Here is a 15,178-nt window from a genome sequence, read left to right as displayed (position 1 = left end):
TATCAGCGAAGAATTAACAAAGAACATTTCGCCTTGCTAATCATGGCAGTCGTTGTACTGCCTACAATAAACTGGCGAATGCGGGAATGGCCGTAAGCGCCCATTACCATCAGGTCAATATGATGCTCTTGCTGGTACTGGTTTAGTACCTCTTCCGGCTCGCCACCGACGATGGCAATGCGGGTATCGAAACCGGCATTACGCAGAATGTGTGCTGCGGTTTCCATTTGCTGCTGCGCGGCTTCAATATTAGCGCCTGCCATTACCAGATGCACTGGCAACCCTTTACCGAGCGGGCTGGCTGCCAGCATTTCCAGGCCTTTTAGAGCGGTGGCACTGCCATCATAGGCCAGCATAATGCGCTGCGGTTCTTTATAACTTTGCTGGGTTAATAAAATAGGTTTATGCACGCTGCGAATGACCTGCTCGACATGCAACCCCAGATGGCCATGGGCATCGGCACTGCTAAAGCCGCGTTTGCCAAGCACCAGTAACCTGGTCTCTTCTTCCAGCTCGACCAGAGTTTGCACCAGGGTACCATGGCGTAAGCGTTCATCGACAGCGGCAACGCCTGCCTGCTCTGCCCGGCTTTTCGCGGCATCGAGCATAAGCCTGCCACGCTCCAGCGCAAGCTTGCCGTGCTTTTCATCCAGCTCTGCTAACTGTTGTAGCAATACTTCTTGCGAACCCAGGCCAATACTGCCACTTAAATCCGGGGTATGGGTATGCTGTGCCTTATCCAGCACATGAATAACGACCATTGGCACGCTTAAGCGGTTAGCCGCCCAAACCGCATAGTCACATACCGCTTCGGCATAAGGCGAGGCGTCGATACACGCCATTACTTTTTTAGTCATTGTTTTTCTCCTGTTGCCTGGGTCAATTTAGCCCGCAATAGTGTTACTGACTTTACCTGAGATCAATGTCCCATCAACTTTTCTACTGCATCAGGTTGATTATGTACCGCAAACTTGTCAACCAGCGTGGCGCTGGCTTCATTCAGGCCAACCAACTCTACTTCGGTGCCTTCGCGGCGGAACTTCAGCACCACTTTATCCAGCGAGCTAATGGCGGTGATGTCCCAGAAGTGGGCCCGGCTTAAGTCGATTTTTACTTTCTCCACCGCTTCTTTAAAATCAAATGCGCCTATAAACTGCTCCGCAGAGGTAAAAAATACCTGACCAACAACGGTGTAATCGCGCTGATGACCGTTGGCCGATAAGCTAGAACCGATATACAGGATCTGGCCCACTTTGTTGGCAAAGAACAAGGCACTTAACAACACACCTACCAGCACGCCGTAGGCCAGGTTGTGAGTCGCAACCACCACGATCACAGTCATGATCATCACCACAGAAGAGCTTTTAGGATTTTTGCGTAAGTCTTTAACAGAAGACCAACTGAAGGTACCAATGGATACCATGATCATAATGGCCACCAAGGCAGCCATTGGGATCAAACCAACGTAATCACTGACAAACACAATCAGCATCAGCAAAAACACGCCAGCGAGCAAGGTAGATAAGCGGGTACGCCCGCCTGATTTAACATTAATAATAGACTGGCCAATCATGGCGCAGCCGGCCATGCCACCAATTAAACCTGAGCCAATATTGGCCACACCCTGGCCTACACATTCGCGGTTTTTATCGCTACTGGTATCGGTTAAATCATCAACAATAGTGGCGGTCATCAATGACTCAAGTAAGCCCACTACCGCCAGCGCTAATGAATAGGGAAAAATAATTTGCAGGGTAGCAAAATTCAGTGGCACATCAGGCCACAGGAAAATAGGCAGGCTGTCGGGCAATTCGCCCATGTCAGCAACAGTGCGAATATCCATGCCAAAATATAAGGCCAGCGCGGTCAGTACAATGATACACACCAAAGGTGATGGCACGGCTTTAGTTACGTACGGAAATAAGTAAATAATGGCCAGGCCCAGCGCCGTCATACCGTAAACTGTCACGGTGCCATAACTGCCACTTAATTCGGGTAGCTGTGCCATAAAAATCAGAATGGCTAAGGCATTCACAAAACCGGTGACCACAGAGCGTGACACAAAGCGCATTAAATCGCCGAGTTTAAATAAACCAAACACAATCTGAATAACACCGCACAGCAGGGTCGCTGCCAGCAGGTATTCCAAGCCGTGGTTTTTTACCAGGGTGATCATTAGCAACGCCATTGCGCCTGTGGCCGCTGAGATCATCGCCGGACGGGCACCAACAAAAGCAATAATTAAACAAATAGCGAAAGAGGCGTAAAGGCCGACTTTAGGATCGACGCCGGCAATAATAGAGAAGGCTATGGCTTCAGGGATCAGGGCAAGTGCTACCACGATAGCAGACAGAATGTCTCCTCTGATATTGGAGAACCAGTTCTGTTTGATAGAATTAATCATTTAAAATGTCCAACGCGTTATTTTCTTATATTAAGCAAAGAAGTGTTGCATAAACTGCATATAAAAGTGCCTGTTCCAGGCGGCATTTTCAGCTTCAAGCCATGAACGTAATTTGCACTTTAGTCAGGGGGTTTGGGAATTACACCGGCCTTTCCTCGCTGGTCACTTTTTGTTCAACACTGAAAAAACAGGGCATATTGTAGCGGTTTAGACGCGACAAAACCAGTGAAAACCGCGTTAAAACGGCTTGCAGGGCATCACCATGCTAAAAACAACGGTTTATCGGATCTGAAAATGTTCAGGACACTAAACCGGCAAACCTTCGCGATAAAACTGCACTGCACCACAGTGACTGCAGGGTAGTAACTCACCAGGATGAGTGTAATCGATGTGCTGATAACAGTTGCTGCAACGGTAGCGGCCCATCCCGACCATTTCACCCTGAAAATACACGCCCTGATGCTTGAAATCCTGAGTCAGCTCCTGCCATTCTAACTGGGTTTTATCGGTAATACCGCTAAGCTCCTGCCATAATGCTTCGGGCCATAATGATGGGGCCGGCGTTTCGGGTTCAGCACTTTTTGCTTCTTCCTGCTGCTCATGCCATTGGCGTTTCAGCGTTTCGATAAACAGACGGGTTTCGTACGCGCTGAGATCTTTACCGGCTCGCAGATAGTTTTTTAAGGTATCAATAAACTTAACCAGCTGATTATCGTAATTTTGCGGGTTTTGCTGCAAATTGTGGTTAAAATCAGCTAACCATTTTTTATATTTCTTATTAAAATCACTCATATTCACTCCTTGCTGCTTTTTCCTAGTATAGACAACGCGCTTGCTTATTGTTGTCAAAACCGCGCTGCGGTATGCTATAACCACTTTTTCCGGCATTGCCGGCCCTGCCAGAACTTTATCGTGGATGATGTAAATGCAACAACAATATGACCCGCAGCAAATTGAAACCGCTTTGCAACAACAATGGGAAGCAAACGACGCCTTTAAGGTGACTGAAGATCCCAGCAAAGAGAAGTTTTATTGCCTGTCAATGTTCCCCTACCCAAGTGGGCGGTTACACATGGGTCATGTCCGTAATTATACTATTGGCGATGTGGTAAGCCGTTTTCAACGGATGCAGGGCAAAAACGTGATGCAGCCGATGGGCTGGGATGCCTTTGGTTTACCGGCTGAAAATGCCGCCATTAACCATAAAACCGCCCCGGCAAAGTGGACCTACGAAAATATCGACTATATGAAAAACCAGTTAAAGCGCCTGGGTTTTGGCTATGACTGGAGTCGCGAGGTCGCCACCTGTAAACCGGAATACTATCGCTGGGAACAATGGTTTTTTACCAAGCTGTATGAAAAAGGCCTGGTATATAAAAAGATGGCAACGGTTAACTGGGATCCGGTTGACCAGTGTGTGCTGGCTAATGAACAGGTTATTGACGGCCGTGGCTGGCGCTCAGGCGCCGTTGTAGAGCAACGTGAGCTGGCCCAGTGGTTTATTAAAATTACCGCCTATGCCGAAGAGCTGCTGGCAGACTTAGAGCAGCTGACCGAGTGGCCCGAGCAAGTTCGCACCATGCAGAAAAACTGGATTGGCCGCTCTGAAGGCGTCAACATCCGCTTTGATGTCGCCTCAGCAGAGACTCGCGAGCTGGAAGTGTATACCACCCGACCCGATACCCTGTACGGCGTAACCTATCTGGCCGTGGCCGCGCAGCACCCACTGGCACGACAGGCCGCAGCAACTAATCCGCAATTGGCAGCATTTATTGAAGACTGCAAAGGTGGCAAGCTGGCCGAAGCCGAACTGGCCACCATGGAGAAAAAAGGCTGTGCTACCGGCATATTTGCTATTCACCCGCTAACCGGCGAGCAGTTGCCGGTCTGGGTCGCCAATTTTGTATTAATGGATTACGGTTCAGGTGCGGTGATGGCGGTGCCCGGCCATGATCAGCGCGACTATGAGTTTGCCTCCAAATATGGCCTTAATATTAAGCAGGTTGTAGCGGCCAGCAGCGGCGATGCTGCCGACTTAAGTCAGGCAGCCTACACCGAGAAAGGCACCCTGATTAATTCGGCTGAATTTGACGGGCTGGAGTTTGCGGATGCCTTTAAAGCCATTGCTGACAGGCTAGCCAGCCTGGGCAAAGGCGAAGTAAAAGTGAATTACCGGCTACGGGACTGGGGCGTTTCGCGCCAGCGCTACTGGGGTACGCCCATTCCTATGTTGAACCTGGCCGACGGTTCCGTGGTGCCGGTGCCGGAAGATCAGCTACCGGTGCGGTTGCCCGAAGATGTGGTGATGGATGGCGTTACTTCGCCAATAAAATCGGACGTTAATTGGGCAAAAACTGAGTACAACGGTGCGCCGGCTTTTCATGAAACCGATACCTTCGACACCTTTATGGAGTCAAGCTGGTACTATGCCCGCTACTGCAGCCCGGATCATGATAAAGCGATGCTGGACCCGGCCAAAGCCAACTACTGGCTGCCGGTAGACCAATATATTGGTGGTATAGAGCACGCTATTTTACACCTGTTATATGCCCGCTTTTTCCACAAGCTGCTGCGCGATGTTGGCCTGGTACAATGTGATGAGCCGTTTAAACGCTTATTGTGCCAAGGCATGGTGCTGGCAGAGACGTTTTACCGCGACACTGAAAACGGCGGCAAACAGTGGTTATCACCACAGGATGTTACTGTAGAGCGTGACGAAAAGGGCCGGATCATCCAGGCGATTTTGCAAAGCGATGGCCAGAGCGTGCAATCAGCTGGCATGAGCAAAATGTCTAAATCGAAGAATAATGGTATCGATCCGCAGCAGGTAATTAATCAGTATGGTGCCGATACCGTCCGCCTGTTTATGATGTTTACTGCGCCACCAGAGCAAACCCTGGAGTGGTCTGACTCTGCGGTGGAAGGCGCACATCGCTTCATTAAGCGGGTTTATACCCTGGTTAATGACGTCAAAGCTGCTGGCACACCCGGCGTGCTGGACATTAGCGCCCTCAATAGCGAACAAAAAGCCTTGCGTCGTGAATTGCATAAAACCATTTTTAAAGTCAGCGACGATATCGGCCGGCGTTACACCTTTAATACAGCAATCGCCGCCATTATGGAATTAAGCAACAAGTTGCAACGGGCTGCGCTGGAAACGGCGCAAGACAAAGCAGTCATGAATGAGGCCATAGTAGCGCTGTTACAACTGTTAAACCCGATAACGCCGCACGTTGCCCAATATTTGTGGGCCCAGATGGGCCAGGACCAGGGCATAGAGCAAACGCCATGGCCGGTGGTCGACGAGCAAGCCATGATAGAAGAAGAAAAACTGGTGGTGGTGCAGATAAACGGGAAGGTACGGGCTAAAGTTACCGTTCCGGCGGAGGCTATTCAGCAACAGGTGCTTGAAGTTGCCATGCAGGAAGAAAATGTGCAGCGCTTTTTGGAAGGTGTTTCAGTGCGTAAAGTGATTTACGTACCAGGAAAGCTGTTAAACCTGGTGGTTGGCTGATATGGTCAAAATTGCCATAGTGACCGCTCTGGCCATAATGCTCAGTAGCTGCGGGTTTCATTTACGCGGCAATTTACCGCTCAGTCAGTTTCCCGCTATCTATGTGCAAAGTGAGGCGCATTCTGAACTGGCGAAATTGCTTAATCAACGATTGCGTCAGAATAGCGTCCGTTTACTGGACAGTATGCAAGCTGACGCGCCGACCATTCAGCTGGTAAGTGATACCCTTGAGCGGCGAACGTTATCGCTGTTTCCAAGCGGTCAGGTTGCGGAATATGAGCTGATTTATAAAGTGAGCTACTATTTGATTATGCCCGGCCAGGAGCCAGCATTTAATCAGTTTGAACTATACCGTGATTATCAGGACGATCCGAATCAGGCCCTGGCCAAAGCCCGCGAGCTGGATTTATTACTTGGCGAATTACGGCAACAGGCTGCGAATCGGCTTATCCGGCAACTGGCCCGGTTAGACTGATGCAAAAGTTGTACGCTAACCAGCTGGCTTCCCAGCTTTCGCAAGGGTTAGCCGGCTGTTACCTGATATTTGGCGAAGAACCGTTACAAAAGCTCGAAGCCATTGATGCACTGCGTCAGGCAGCGAAAGAGCAAGGCTATGACGAGCGACTGAGTTTTACCCTGGATGGCCAGTTTGACTGGGCGCAATTGCATAATGAGCTGAGCGCCATGTCGTTATTTTCAGCCAAAAGGCTGATTGAGCTGGAGCTTTCTCAGAAACTCTCCCCTGCCGCCAGCGATCAGCTAAAACAGTTAGCCCATTCATTATCGGCAGATATTGTTCTGGTATTGCATGGCCAGCGGGGCTTTAGCGAGGTTAGCAAGCTGGCGTGGTTTAAACAGCTGCAGCAGGTTGCGGTGCAGGTTGCCATTTATCCGCTGGACGACCGCCAGGCCGGGCAATGGCTGCAGCAGCGCGCCAGAGTACTTAACCTGCGCCTGTCTACCGATGCGTTCAGCCTGTTGCAACACCATAGTGCCGGCAATTTGCTGGCGGCGCGCCAGGAGCTGGAAAAACTGGCGTTAACCCATCCAGGTCAGCTGGTCGATGCTGCTGTACTGGCAGATTTTTTAGCAGACCACTCGTCGTTTACGGTATTTCAACTCGGCGATGCCATTCTCGCCGGTGACGGCCAACAGGCCTTGCACCGGCTAGATCGGTTATTACAGCAGGATCTGGAGCCCGCTATTATTATCTGGCAGTTGCAAAAAGATCTGCTGCAACTGCAGCAATTGCATCACCAGCAGCAACAGGGTATTGCTCCGGCCCAGGCCTTTAAACAGCTGGCCATCTGGCCGAAGCGCCAGCCCTTGTATCAACAGGCATTGCAACGATTATCGGTAGCCTATCTGGATTACTTATTGCAAGAATTGGCCGCGTTCGACCGCTTATACAAAGGCGGTCAGCTGACCGATATGACTACCGCCCTGAGTCACCTGGTGTGTTTATTCATTAAACCCGTGCCGCGGACTTACAGCTTGCAGCAACAACATGATAACTGACGCCCACTTCAGTCCACGGCCGCTAATCGGTATTTTTGGCGGTACCTTTGACCCGGTGCACCTGGGACACCTGGCCTGTGCCCGTTATGTGCTGCAGCACTGTGCGCTGGATCAACTACAATTTATGCCCTGTCATGTGCCGCCCCACCGTGCCAGCCCGGGAGTAAGTGCTCAGCAGCGCGCCACCATGGTAGAGCTGGCTATTGCAGATGAGCCCGCTATGGTACTGCAGCCGCTGGAGCTGAACCGAAATAGTCCTTCTTATACCGCAGACAGTCTGGCATTACTCAAGCACAGCATGCCTGCCAGCACCCTGGCATTTGTAATAGGCATGGACTCGCTGAGCTATTTTACCAAGTGGTATCAGTGGCAACGAATTCTTGAACTTAGCCACCTTATCGTCTGCCAGCGCCCAGGCTACAGCCACCTTGACGGTGATGCACCCGCTTTGCTTCGTGACTATGCTGCCAGCCCGGCCGCCCTGCACCAGTCTTCCCATGGCAAGATTATCGAGCTGCATAATCCCGACTTCAGCCCCAGTGCCACCGCTATCCGCGCAGCGCTTGCCCAAAACCAGCAAAATATCAGCGAACTTGCCCTGCCAGTACTGAACTATATACAGCAACATCGACTCTATCAGAGCTAAGCGCTATAACCGCGGAAAATCTGTGGTAAAATAGCCGCTTTTAGTCAGTATTGAGGAAAATAGGTGCAAACGAACGAACTGGTCGCCTTTGTCACAGACAAAATTGATGATATGAAAGGTCGCGACATTGTAACCCTGGATGTCCGCGGTAAATCTAGCGTAACGGACTTTATGGTGGTGTGTTCAGGCACCTCTACCCGCCACGCTAAATCTGTTGCCGGTTATTTAGCAGAAGAGTGCAAAAAAGTCGGTGTTCAGCCGTTAGGTATTGAAGGTGAAAGCGGCGGTGAGTGGGTATTACTCGATTTAGACTCGGTAGTCGTGCATGTCATGCTGGATGAAACACGCAACTTTTATCAGCTGGAAAAACTCTGGGGTGCCTGATCTGGTATGAAGCTTAGTCTGATCGCTGTGGGTACCAAAATGCCTGATTGGGTACAAACCGGCTTTAACGAATATGCCCGGCGCTTTGGCCGCGATATGCCGCTGGAACTTATCGAAGTTGCTGCTGGCAAACGCGGTAAAAACGCGGATATAAAGCGTATTCTGGAACTGGAAGGGGAGAAAATGCTCTCTGCAGTGAGTAAGGGCAGCCGGATTATTACCCTGGAGGTCACCGGAGATAACTGGAGCAGCCCACAGCTGGCACAGCGCCTGGAGTTATGGCAGCAGGATGGCCGCGATGTGGCGCTACTGGTGGGCGGACCCGAAGGACTGGCACCCGCGGTTATTGCCGCCAGTGAAGCCAAATGGTCACTATCCGCGCTGACCCTGCCCCACCCCATGGTTAGGGTGGTGCTGGCAGAGGCCTTATACCGGGCCTGGAGCATCAGTACTAATCACCCTTATCATCGCGAGTAGTTATGCTGAAGAAACGCGTTGCTATGCAGGATATTGCTGCCGAAACCCGTCTGTTTAACAGCAGAGCGGTGGTGGCTATGCTGATAGTCTGCCTCTCATTCAGTACTATTTTGCTCAACATGTACAATTTGCAGGTACGCTCGTATCAGGATTACCAAATTCGCTCTGAGGGCAACCGCATTAAAGTATTGCCGTTGGCACCCAATCGCGGGCTAATAAGCGACCGTAACGGCATTTTGCTGGCAGAGAACAAGCCAGTTTTTTCATTGGAGCTGGTGCCAGAACAAATAGATGATATCGAGACTACCCTGAGCAGCCTGGCGGAGTTAATAGAGATCCCTGATGAACAACAACAGGAGTTTCTGCAACAGGTCAGGCAACAACGGCGCTTTAATTCTATTGCTTTAAAAGAACGTCTGGATGAGCAGGAAGTGGCGGTGATCTCGGTGAACCTGCATCGCTTCCCCGGAGTGACGGTAGAAGCGCGATTAAGCCGGCATTACCCTTTTGGCGACTTATTTACCCATGCCCTGGGTTACATTGGTAAAATTAATACTGATGATTTACGTCGCCTGGATGAACAAGGTCAGCTGGCAAACTATGCTGCAAGCCGCGAAATTGGCAAGCTCGGATTGGAACGCTACTACGAAGAGCAATTGCATGGCACCATGGGTTTTCAGGAAGTAGAGGTTAATAATCGGGGCCGGGTGATCCGGGTTTTACGTTCAGTAGCCGCCCGCTCCGGTAAAAATATCAAACTTAGCCTGGACGTCGGTTTACAACTGACTGCCCAACAGACGCTGGCGCAGAACCGTGGGGCGATTGTTGCCATGGATCCGCGGGACGGTGCCGTGCTGGCCTTTTACTCTAACCCCAGTTATGACCCGAATTTGTTTGTGCACGGCATCAGCAGCAGCAATTATAATGCCTTACTGCACTCACCAGAACGGCCTTTGATTAATCGCGCTACCCAGGGAATTTATCCACCCGCATCGACTATTAAGCCTCTTATGGCCCTGTTGGGGCTGGAAACCAACACTGTACAACCCGATACCCGGGTCTGGGATCCCGGCTATTTTACCTTGCCAAACAGCGATCATCGTTTTCGTGACTGGAAAAGAGGTGGTCATGGCTGGGTTGATGTATACAGCGCAGTAGCGCAAAGCTGTGATATTTATTTTTACGATTTAGGTATTAAACTCGGTATTGATCGAATTTCAGACTATATGCGTCAATTTGGCTTTGGTGAGCGCACCGGCATCGACATTCATGAGGAAGCCAGTGCCAATATGCCGTCCCGCGGCTGGAAGCGGGCCCGCTTTAATCAACCCTGGTATCCTGGCGATACGGTCCCCTTGAGCATTGGCCAGAGTTTCTGGACCGCCACCCCGCTTCAGCTGGCCTTATCCACCGCTGTTCTGGTTAACAAAGGCTTGCTACCTACCCCGCATATGGCCGCTGAGCTGAGCTCAGAAAGCGACAGTGAATTGGTCGACCCTGGCCTTAGACCCAGTGTGACCGTGATTGATGAAGAGAACTGGCAGGTAGTAGCTGATACCATGGTGCAAACCGTGGCAACAGTAAAAGGAACGGCGCATCCCGCTTTTAAAACAGCACCATTCAGCTCAGGCGGTAAAACCGGTACTGCGCAGGTGGTGGCAATAGCTCAGGATGCAAAATACGATGCCAAATCGCTTGATGAACGACATCGGGACAATGCCATGTATATTGGTTATGCGCCGGCCGAAAACCCAACAGTAGTATTTGCTGTTGCCGTGGAGAACACCGGTGGTGGCAGCAGTGTCGGCGCGCCTATTGGCCGCCAATTACTGGACTATTATTTTTCTGCCGGAGTAAATGCCAATGAATAACAGCCTGGTTAATCCGGCACAGCGCAGCGGCCGGCTGGCGGCATTTCATATTGACCTGCCATTATTACTGGGACTACTTACCTTACTTGGCTTTGGCCTGCTCATCTTATACAGCGCCACTGGCCAGAGCGAAGCCATGATGAAAGCCCAGATCATTCGCCTGGGGGTAGCCTTAGCGGTGATGGTGGGCATTGCCCAGGTGAGCCCACAAACTATCCGTCGCTGGGCGATTGCGTTGTTCGGTGTTGGGTTGTTAATGCTGGTCGCGGTATTGCTATTTGGCTATGTTGGCAAAGGCGCGCAGCGCTGGCTTGATTTAGGGTTTATGAAGTTTCAGCCCTCAGAAATTATGAAGCTAGCGGTGCCCATGGCCGTGGCCTGGTTTATCGCTGCTGATAATTTACCCCCCCGTATCTGGCGATTGATTGTCGGTTTTATCATGTGTGCCATACCGACCCTGCTGATAGCCAAACAGCCTGATTTGGGTACGTCGCTATTAATCGCCATGTCAGGGGTGTTTGTGTTATTTCTGGCGGGGATGAGCTGGCGTTTAATCAGCTTTATTGTGGTACTGGTGTCGGCCTTTGCCCCTGTTATGTGGTTTTTTTTAATGCATGGCTACCAAAGGCAACGGGTATTGACGTTTCTCAATCCCGAGACAGACCCATTGGGTTCGGGTTATCATATCATTCAATCTAAAATTGCTATCGGTTCTGGTGGGGTCGATGGCAAAGGCTGGTTGCAGGGAACGCAATCGCAATTAGAGTTTCTGCCAGAGCGTCATACCGATTTTATTTTTGCGGTGTTAAGTGAAGAGTTTGGACTGATTGGCGTGCTGCTGTTGCTCGCCATTTATTTGTTCATCATTGGCCGTGGTCTTGTCATTGCCAGCACCGCACAGGATAATTTCAGTAAACTGGTCGCGGGCAGTTTTACCCTGACCTTTTTTGTTTATGTTTTTGTTAATATTGGCATGGTTTCCGGGTTATTACCGGTGGTTGGCGTGCCGCTGCCGCTGGTTAGTTATGGTGGTACCTCTATGGTAACGTTAATGGCCGCCTTTGGCGTATTAATGTCGGTCAGTACTCATAAGCGGATGTTGGCAAATGGTTAAGTGTTATTGGGTTGTGATGATGGCAGGAATACTGTCGCTAACCGGCTGCAGCAGTAAACCTGAATATACGTCGCCGAATGCCGGCCGATATCAGCAACAACAAGACAGCAAACCTGAGCGGTTACCTACCATGCTGGAGATGATCGATCCGGTGCCAGTTGCTGAACCGCTAAGCCGTGGTGGCAACCGGCCTTATCAGGTATTTGGCCAGCATTACTCTCCGATTGCCGATATTACCCTATTCCAGGAGACGGGGATTGCGTCATGGTACGGCAGTAAATTTCATGGCCATCTTACCTCCAATGGCGAAACCTATAATATGTTTGCCATGACTGCGGCCCATAAAACCCTGCCATTGCCTTCTTATGTTAAAGTAACCAACCTGGACAATGGCCAAAGTGCTATTGTCAGGGTGAATGATCGCGGGCCTTTTCACCGGGATCGGATCATTGATTTATCCTACTCTGCCGCCAGTAAAATTGGCATGTTAAAACAAGGTACAGCAAGAGTTCAGCTTGAGCTTATAAAATCTCCTGCCATGCTGGCGCAGGGTTTAGCTACAGCCAATCAGCCGTGTTATATCCAGATATTTGCCAGTACTGATAATGTTAAACTAAACCAGTTAAGCGCAGAGGTGGAACAAAAACTGGCAGTCCCTACCCAAATTCAGGCAGCTGATGGAATTTTCCGGCTGCTGGTGGGTCCGAGTAAGGATAACCGGCAAGCGCAGAACTGGCTGGCAAAATTAAAAGCCAACCAGTATCCGGGCGCTTACTTTTTCGACAGCACGGTATGCAGTTAAGCCATCGCCTGCTGTTACAATATTTTGTAATTTTAATAATAAAAGAACGGGTCTCATGAATAGTTATCGACGCATCGTTACTTCCGGCATTATTGCCATCAGCAGTTTTTGTTTTGTCAGTATCACCCAGGCACAGGTTGTAGTACCGCAGCCTCCTGCCGTTAGTGCAAAAGGCCATATTCTTATCGACTACGATACCGGCAAGGTATTATCTGAAGAAAATGCTGACATGTCATTGGCACCCGCCAGTCTTACCAAAATGATGACCAGTTACGTGATTGGTACTGAATTAAAAAATGGCAATATCAGCCTGGATGATAAAGTAACCATCAGCGAAAATGCCTGGGCAAAAAACTTCCCGGGTTCATCGTTAATGTTTATTGAAGTCGGTACCCAGGTCAGCGTAGCCGATCTGAACAAGGGTATTATTATTCAGTCAGGCAACGATGCCTGTGTCGCGATGGCGGAACATATTGCCGGTAGCGAAAGTGCTTTCGTTGATTTAATGAATGCGCATGCAAAGCGCCTCGGAATGCTTAATACAACCTTTAGCACCAGCCATGGTTTACCAGCGGCGGAGCAATACACCACGCCACGGGATATGAGTAAACTGGCTGTGGCGTTAATTCGGGATGTTCCAGAAGAATACGCCGTTTATGCCGAAAAAGAGTTCACCTATAACAGTATCAGGCAGTACAACCGCAATTCATTATTATGGGATCGTAGCCTGGCAGTAGATGGCATTAAAACCGGCCATACCAGTGAAGCAGGTTATAGCTTAATTACCTCTGCTACCCGCGACGGTATGCGATTGGTATCGGTAGTAATGGGCACTGACAGCGAGCGTGAGCGCGCCAACGAAAACAAAAAACTATTAAGTTATGGATTTCGCTTCTTCGAAACCTTTGCGCCCTACCAAAGTGGTGAGCAATTTGCAGAGCAGCGGGTATGGCAGGGAGACAAAGAACAAATCCAGCTTGGTCTGTTACAAAGCACACCAATTACTATTGCCCGGGGCCAGCGCCGCAACCTCAAAGCAGATGTTAGCTTGAATCAGCAACTGATTGCCCCCATTACTAAAGGCCAAGTAGTCGGTACCATTTATTTAAAACTGGACAATCAGGATATTGCTGAATACCCCTTGGTTGCACTTGAGGATGTCGGCCGTGGCGGTTTCTTCAGCCGGATGGTCGATTACGTCAAAATGCAATTTAATTAATACGTGATATCTGTGCTGTGACTTGTCCCGGCAACTGCCGGGATTTTTGGTTACACTATTTTTAATACACTAAGCACCTTTTCGGGCAGGTTTCAGCCATTGGCGCCTGCCTGATACAGCAACCTTTGACACAACCTTTGCCAACCATAGCATGCAGCAGGTTGTCAGTAACACATTAGCGTCTGTGAGAATAATGATATGGCAAATGAAGTAAAAGACACCAAATTTGATCAGTACCTGGAGTTTCCCTGCCAGTTCAACTTTAAAGTGTTAGGCTTGGCTGAGCCAACCCTGGTAGACGACGTGATGACTGTAATTTGCCGCCACACCGATGCTACCGATTACAGCCCGAAAGTGAAACCCAGCGCAAAAGGGAATTATCATTCAGTATCAGTGCAAGTCACGGTAACCAGCAAAGCGCATATTGAGTTGCTGTATACTGAGCTTGGCAAAATAGAATTGGTTCGTTACGTTCTTTAATCGCCTGAACTCGCATTGGCCAGATAAATCGCTATAATGCAGCCAGTTTTTATGCGGAGTGAATTTTGAACATCAGTCAGCAACTTGTGATCCGTGATTTAGCAAGCCAGGACTATACCCAAGTATGGCAAGCGATGCAGCATTTCACCGACACTCGGAATGAGCACACTGTCGATGAGCTGTGGTTGCTGGAACATCCTGCGGTGTTTACTCAGGGTCAGGCTGGTAAAGCGGAACATCTGCTGCAGCCGGGTGATATTCCGGTAGTTAAGGTCGACCGTGGTGGCCAGGTTACTTATCATGGGCCGGGCCAACTGGTGGTCTACGTGCTACTTGATATCAAACGGCGCAAGCTTGGGGTACGAGAACTGGTGACGTTGCTGGAACAGGTATTGATTGAGCTGCTGGCCCAGTATGGTACTACTGCTAATGCCAGACCTGACGCACCAGGGGTCTATATTGAAGGTAAAAAAGTGGCGTCGCTGGGGTTAAGAGTGCGCAAAGGCTGTACGTTTCATGGCCTGGCACTGAATGTAGATATGGATCTGAGCCCTTTCAACCGGATCAACCCCTGTGGTTATGCCGGCATGCAAATGATTCAATCTAAAGATTTTGGCGGGCCGCTGAGCATTGCCCAGGCAAAAACTGACATCAGCAACATCTTTCAACGGCTTCTGGCCGTATCCGAACTAAGTTTTAAAACAGGGTTAGAGTGGCAACATGACTAAGACAGCGCGAATGGAACCAGG

The 15,178-nt window shown here is 49.9% G+C and carries 15 protein-coding genes; 12 read left to right on the top strand and 3 right to left on the bottom strand.

Going from position 1 to position 15,178, the window contains the following annotated elements; all coding sequences use genetic code 11:
* Positions 1 to 2 precede the first annotated feature (2 nt).
* The 3 genes from ABY802_RS12860 to ABY802_RS12850 form a co-directional block, all read right to left on the bottom strand.
* Positions 3 to 857 (bottom strand): universal stress protein, encoded by an 855-nt coding sequence (locus ABY802_RS12860; protein WP_372627540.1) that lies wholly within the window; start codon positions 855 to 857, stop codon positions 3 to 5.
* A gap of 62 nt (positions 858 to 919) precedes the next feature.
* Positions 920 to 2,404 (bottom strand): SulP family inorganic anion transporter, encoded by a 1,485-nt coding sequence (locus ABY802_RS12855; protein WP_372627539.1) that lies wholly within the window; start codon positions 2,402 to 2,404, stop codon positions 920 to 922.
* A 306-nt stretch (positions 2,405 to 2,710) separates the two neighbouring features.
* The gene (locus ABY802_RS12850; RefSeq protein ID WP_372627538.1) at positions 2,711 to 3,196 is read right to left on the bottom strand and encodes a hypothetical protein; all 486 of its coding nucleotides are present in this window, start codon (positions 3,194 to 3,196) and stop codon (positions 2,711 to 2,713) included.
* Positions 3,197 to 3,329: 133 nt separating this feature from the next.
* On the opposite strand from ABY802_RS12850, the gene leuS reads away from it, so the two are divergent.
* From leuS to lipB, 12 genes are all read left to right on the top strand, one after another.
* Entirely contained in the window at positions 3,330 to 5,918 is a 2,589-nt protein-coding gene (gene leuS, locus ABY802_RS12845; RefSeq protein WP_372627537.1) for a leucine--tRNA ligase, read from the top strand.
* Between the two features lies 1 nt (position 5,919).
* A complete protein-coding gene (gene lptE, locus ABY802_RS12840) occupies positions 5,920 to 6,393 on the top strand; it encodes an LPS assembly lipoprotein LptE (RefSeq protein WP_372627536.1) in 474 nt (157 codons plus the stop codon).
* The gene (gene holA / locus ABY802_RS12835) at positions 6,393 to 7,436 is read left to right on the top strand and encodes a DNA polymerase III subunit delta (RefSeq protein ID WP_372627535.1); all 1,044 of its coding nucleotides are present in this window, start codon (positions 6,393 to 6,395) and stop codon (positions 7,434 to 7,436) included. Before lptE ends, holA begins: the two co-directional genes overlap by 1 nt.
* A complete protein-coding gene (nadD, locus tag ABY802_RS12830; protein WP_372627534.1) occupies positions 7,426 to 8,082 on the top strand; it encodes a nicotinate-nucleotide adenylyltransferase in 657 nt (218 codons plus the stop codon). The genes holA and nadD overlap by 11 nt, the downstream gene beginning before the upstream one ends.
* A 63-nt stretch (positions 8,083 to 8,145) precedes the next feature.
* Entirely contained in the window at positions 8,146 to 8,466 is a 321-nt protein-coding gene (rsfS, locus tag ABY802_RS12825; protein WP_372627533.1) for a ribosome silencing factor, read from the top strand.
* A 6-nt stretch (positions 8,467 to 8,472) separates the two neighbouring features.
* On the top strand, positions 8,473 to 8,943 hold the full coding sequence (gene rlmH, locus ABY802_RS12820; RefSeq protein ID WP_372627532.1) for a 23S rRNA (pseudouridine(1915)-N(3))-methyltransferase RlmH: 471 nt from the start codon (positions 8,473 to 8,475) through the stop codon (positions 8,941 to 8,943).
* Between the two features lie 2 nt (positions 8,944 to 8,945).
* On the top strand, positions 8,946 to 10,814 hold the full coding sequence (gene mrdA, locus ABY802_RS12815; RefSeq protein ID WP_372627531.1) for a penicillin-binding protein 2: 1,869 nt from the start codon (positions 8,946 to 8,948) through the stop codon (positions 10,812 to 10,814).
* The gene (rodA, locus tag ABY802_RS12810; protein WP_372627530.1) at positions 10,807 to 11,928 is read left to right on the top strand and encodes a rod shape-determining protein RodA; all 1,122 of its coding nucleotides are present in this window, start codon (positions 10,807 to 10,809) and stop codon (positions 11,926 to 11,928) included. The genes mrdA and rodA overlap by 8 nt, the downstream gene beginning before the upstream one ends.
* Entirely contained in the window at positions 11,921 to 12,730 is an 810-nt protein-coding gene (locus tag ABY802_RS12805; protein ID WP_372627529.1) for a septal ring lytic transglycosylase RlpA family protein, read from the top strand. Before rodA ends, ABY802_RS12805 begins: the two co-directional genes overlap by 8 nt.
* Positions 12,731 to 12,785: 55 nt before the next feature.
* Positions 12,786 to 13,949: a serine hydrolase gene (locus ABY802_RS12800; RefSeq protein WP_372627528.1), complete on the top strand. Its 1,164-nt coding sequence runs from the start codon at positions 12,786 to 12,788 to the stop codon at positions 13,947 to 13,949.
* Between the two features lie 198 nt (positions 13,950 to 14,147).
* On the top strand, positions 14,148 to 14,429 hold the full coding sequence (ybeD, locus tag ABY802_RS12795; RefSeq protein ID WP_290613026.1) for a DUF493 family protein YbeD: 282 nt from the start codon (positions 14,148 to 14,150) through the stop codon (positions 14,427 to 14,429).
* Positions 14,430 to 14,563: 134 nt separating this feature from the next.
* Entirely contained in the window at positions 14,564 to 15,157 is a 594-nt protein-coding gene (gene lipB, locus ABY802_RS12790; RefSeq protein ID WP_372627541.1) for a lipoyl(octanoyl) transferase LipB, read from the top strand.
* Positions 15,158 to 15,178 lie beyond the last annotated feature (21 nt).

Source organism: Arsukibacterium sp. (genome assembly GCF_041616895.1).
Taxonomy (GTDB): Bacteria; Pseudomonadota; Gammaproteobacteria; order Enterobacterales; family Alteromonadaceae; genus Alishewanella.
Note: the sequence above shows the minus strand (reverse complement) of the source record. Positions and strands in the feature narration are given on the sequence as shown.

Coding starts and splice junctions, on each gene's coding strand:
- ABY802_RS12860 (WP_372627540.1), bottom strand. CDS start 857: ATGACTAAAAAAGTAATGGCGTGTATCGACGCCTCGCCTTATGCCGAA.
- ABY802_RS12855 (WP_372627539.1), bottom strand. CDS start 2,404: ATGATTAATTCTATCAAACAGAACTGGTTCTCCAATATCAGAGGAGAC.
- ABY802_RS12850 (WP_372627538.1), bottom strand. CDS start 3,196: ATGAGTGATTTTAATAAGAAATATAAAAAATGGTTAGCTGATTTTAAC.
- leuS (WP_372627537.1), top strand. CDS start 3,330: ATGCAACAACAATATGACCCGCAGCAAATTGAAACCGCTTTGCAACAA.
- lptE (WP_372627536.1), top strand. CDS start 5,920: ATGGTCAAAATTGCCATAGTGACCGCTCTGGCCATAATGCTCAGTAGC.
- holA (WP_372627535.1), top strand. CDS start 6,393: ATGCAAAAGTTGTACGCTAACCAGCTGGCTTCCCAGCTTTCGCAAGGG.
- nadD (WP_372627534.1), top strand. CDS start 7,426: ATGATAACTGACGCCCACTTCAGTCCACGGCCGCTAATCGGTATTTTT.
- rlmH (WP_372627532.1), top strand. CDS start 8,473: ATGAAGCTTAGTCTGATCGCTGTGGGTACCAAAATGCCTGATTGGGTA.
- mrdA (WP_372627531.1), top strand. CDS start 8,946: ATGCTGAAGAAACGCGTTGCTATGCAGGATATTGCTGCCGAAACCCGT.
- rodA (WP_372627530.1), top strand. CDS start 10,807: ATGAATAACAGCCTGGTTAATCCGGCACAGCGCAGCGGCCGGCTGGCG.
- ABY802_RS12805 (WP_372627529.1), top strand. CDS start 11,921: ATGGTTAAGTGTTATTGGGTTGTGATGATGGCAGGAATACTGTCGCTA.
- ABY802_RS12800 (WP_372627528.1), top strand. CDS start 12,786: ATGAATAGTTATCGACGCATCGTTACTTCCGGCATTATTGCCATCAGC.
- ybeD (WP_290613026.1), top strand. CDS start 14,148: ATGGCAAATGAAGTAAAAGACACCAAATTTGATCAGTACCTGGAGTTT.
- lipB (WP_372627541.1), top strand. CDS start 14,564: ATGCAGCATTTCACCGACACTCGGAATGAGCACACTGTCGATGAGCTG.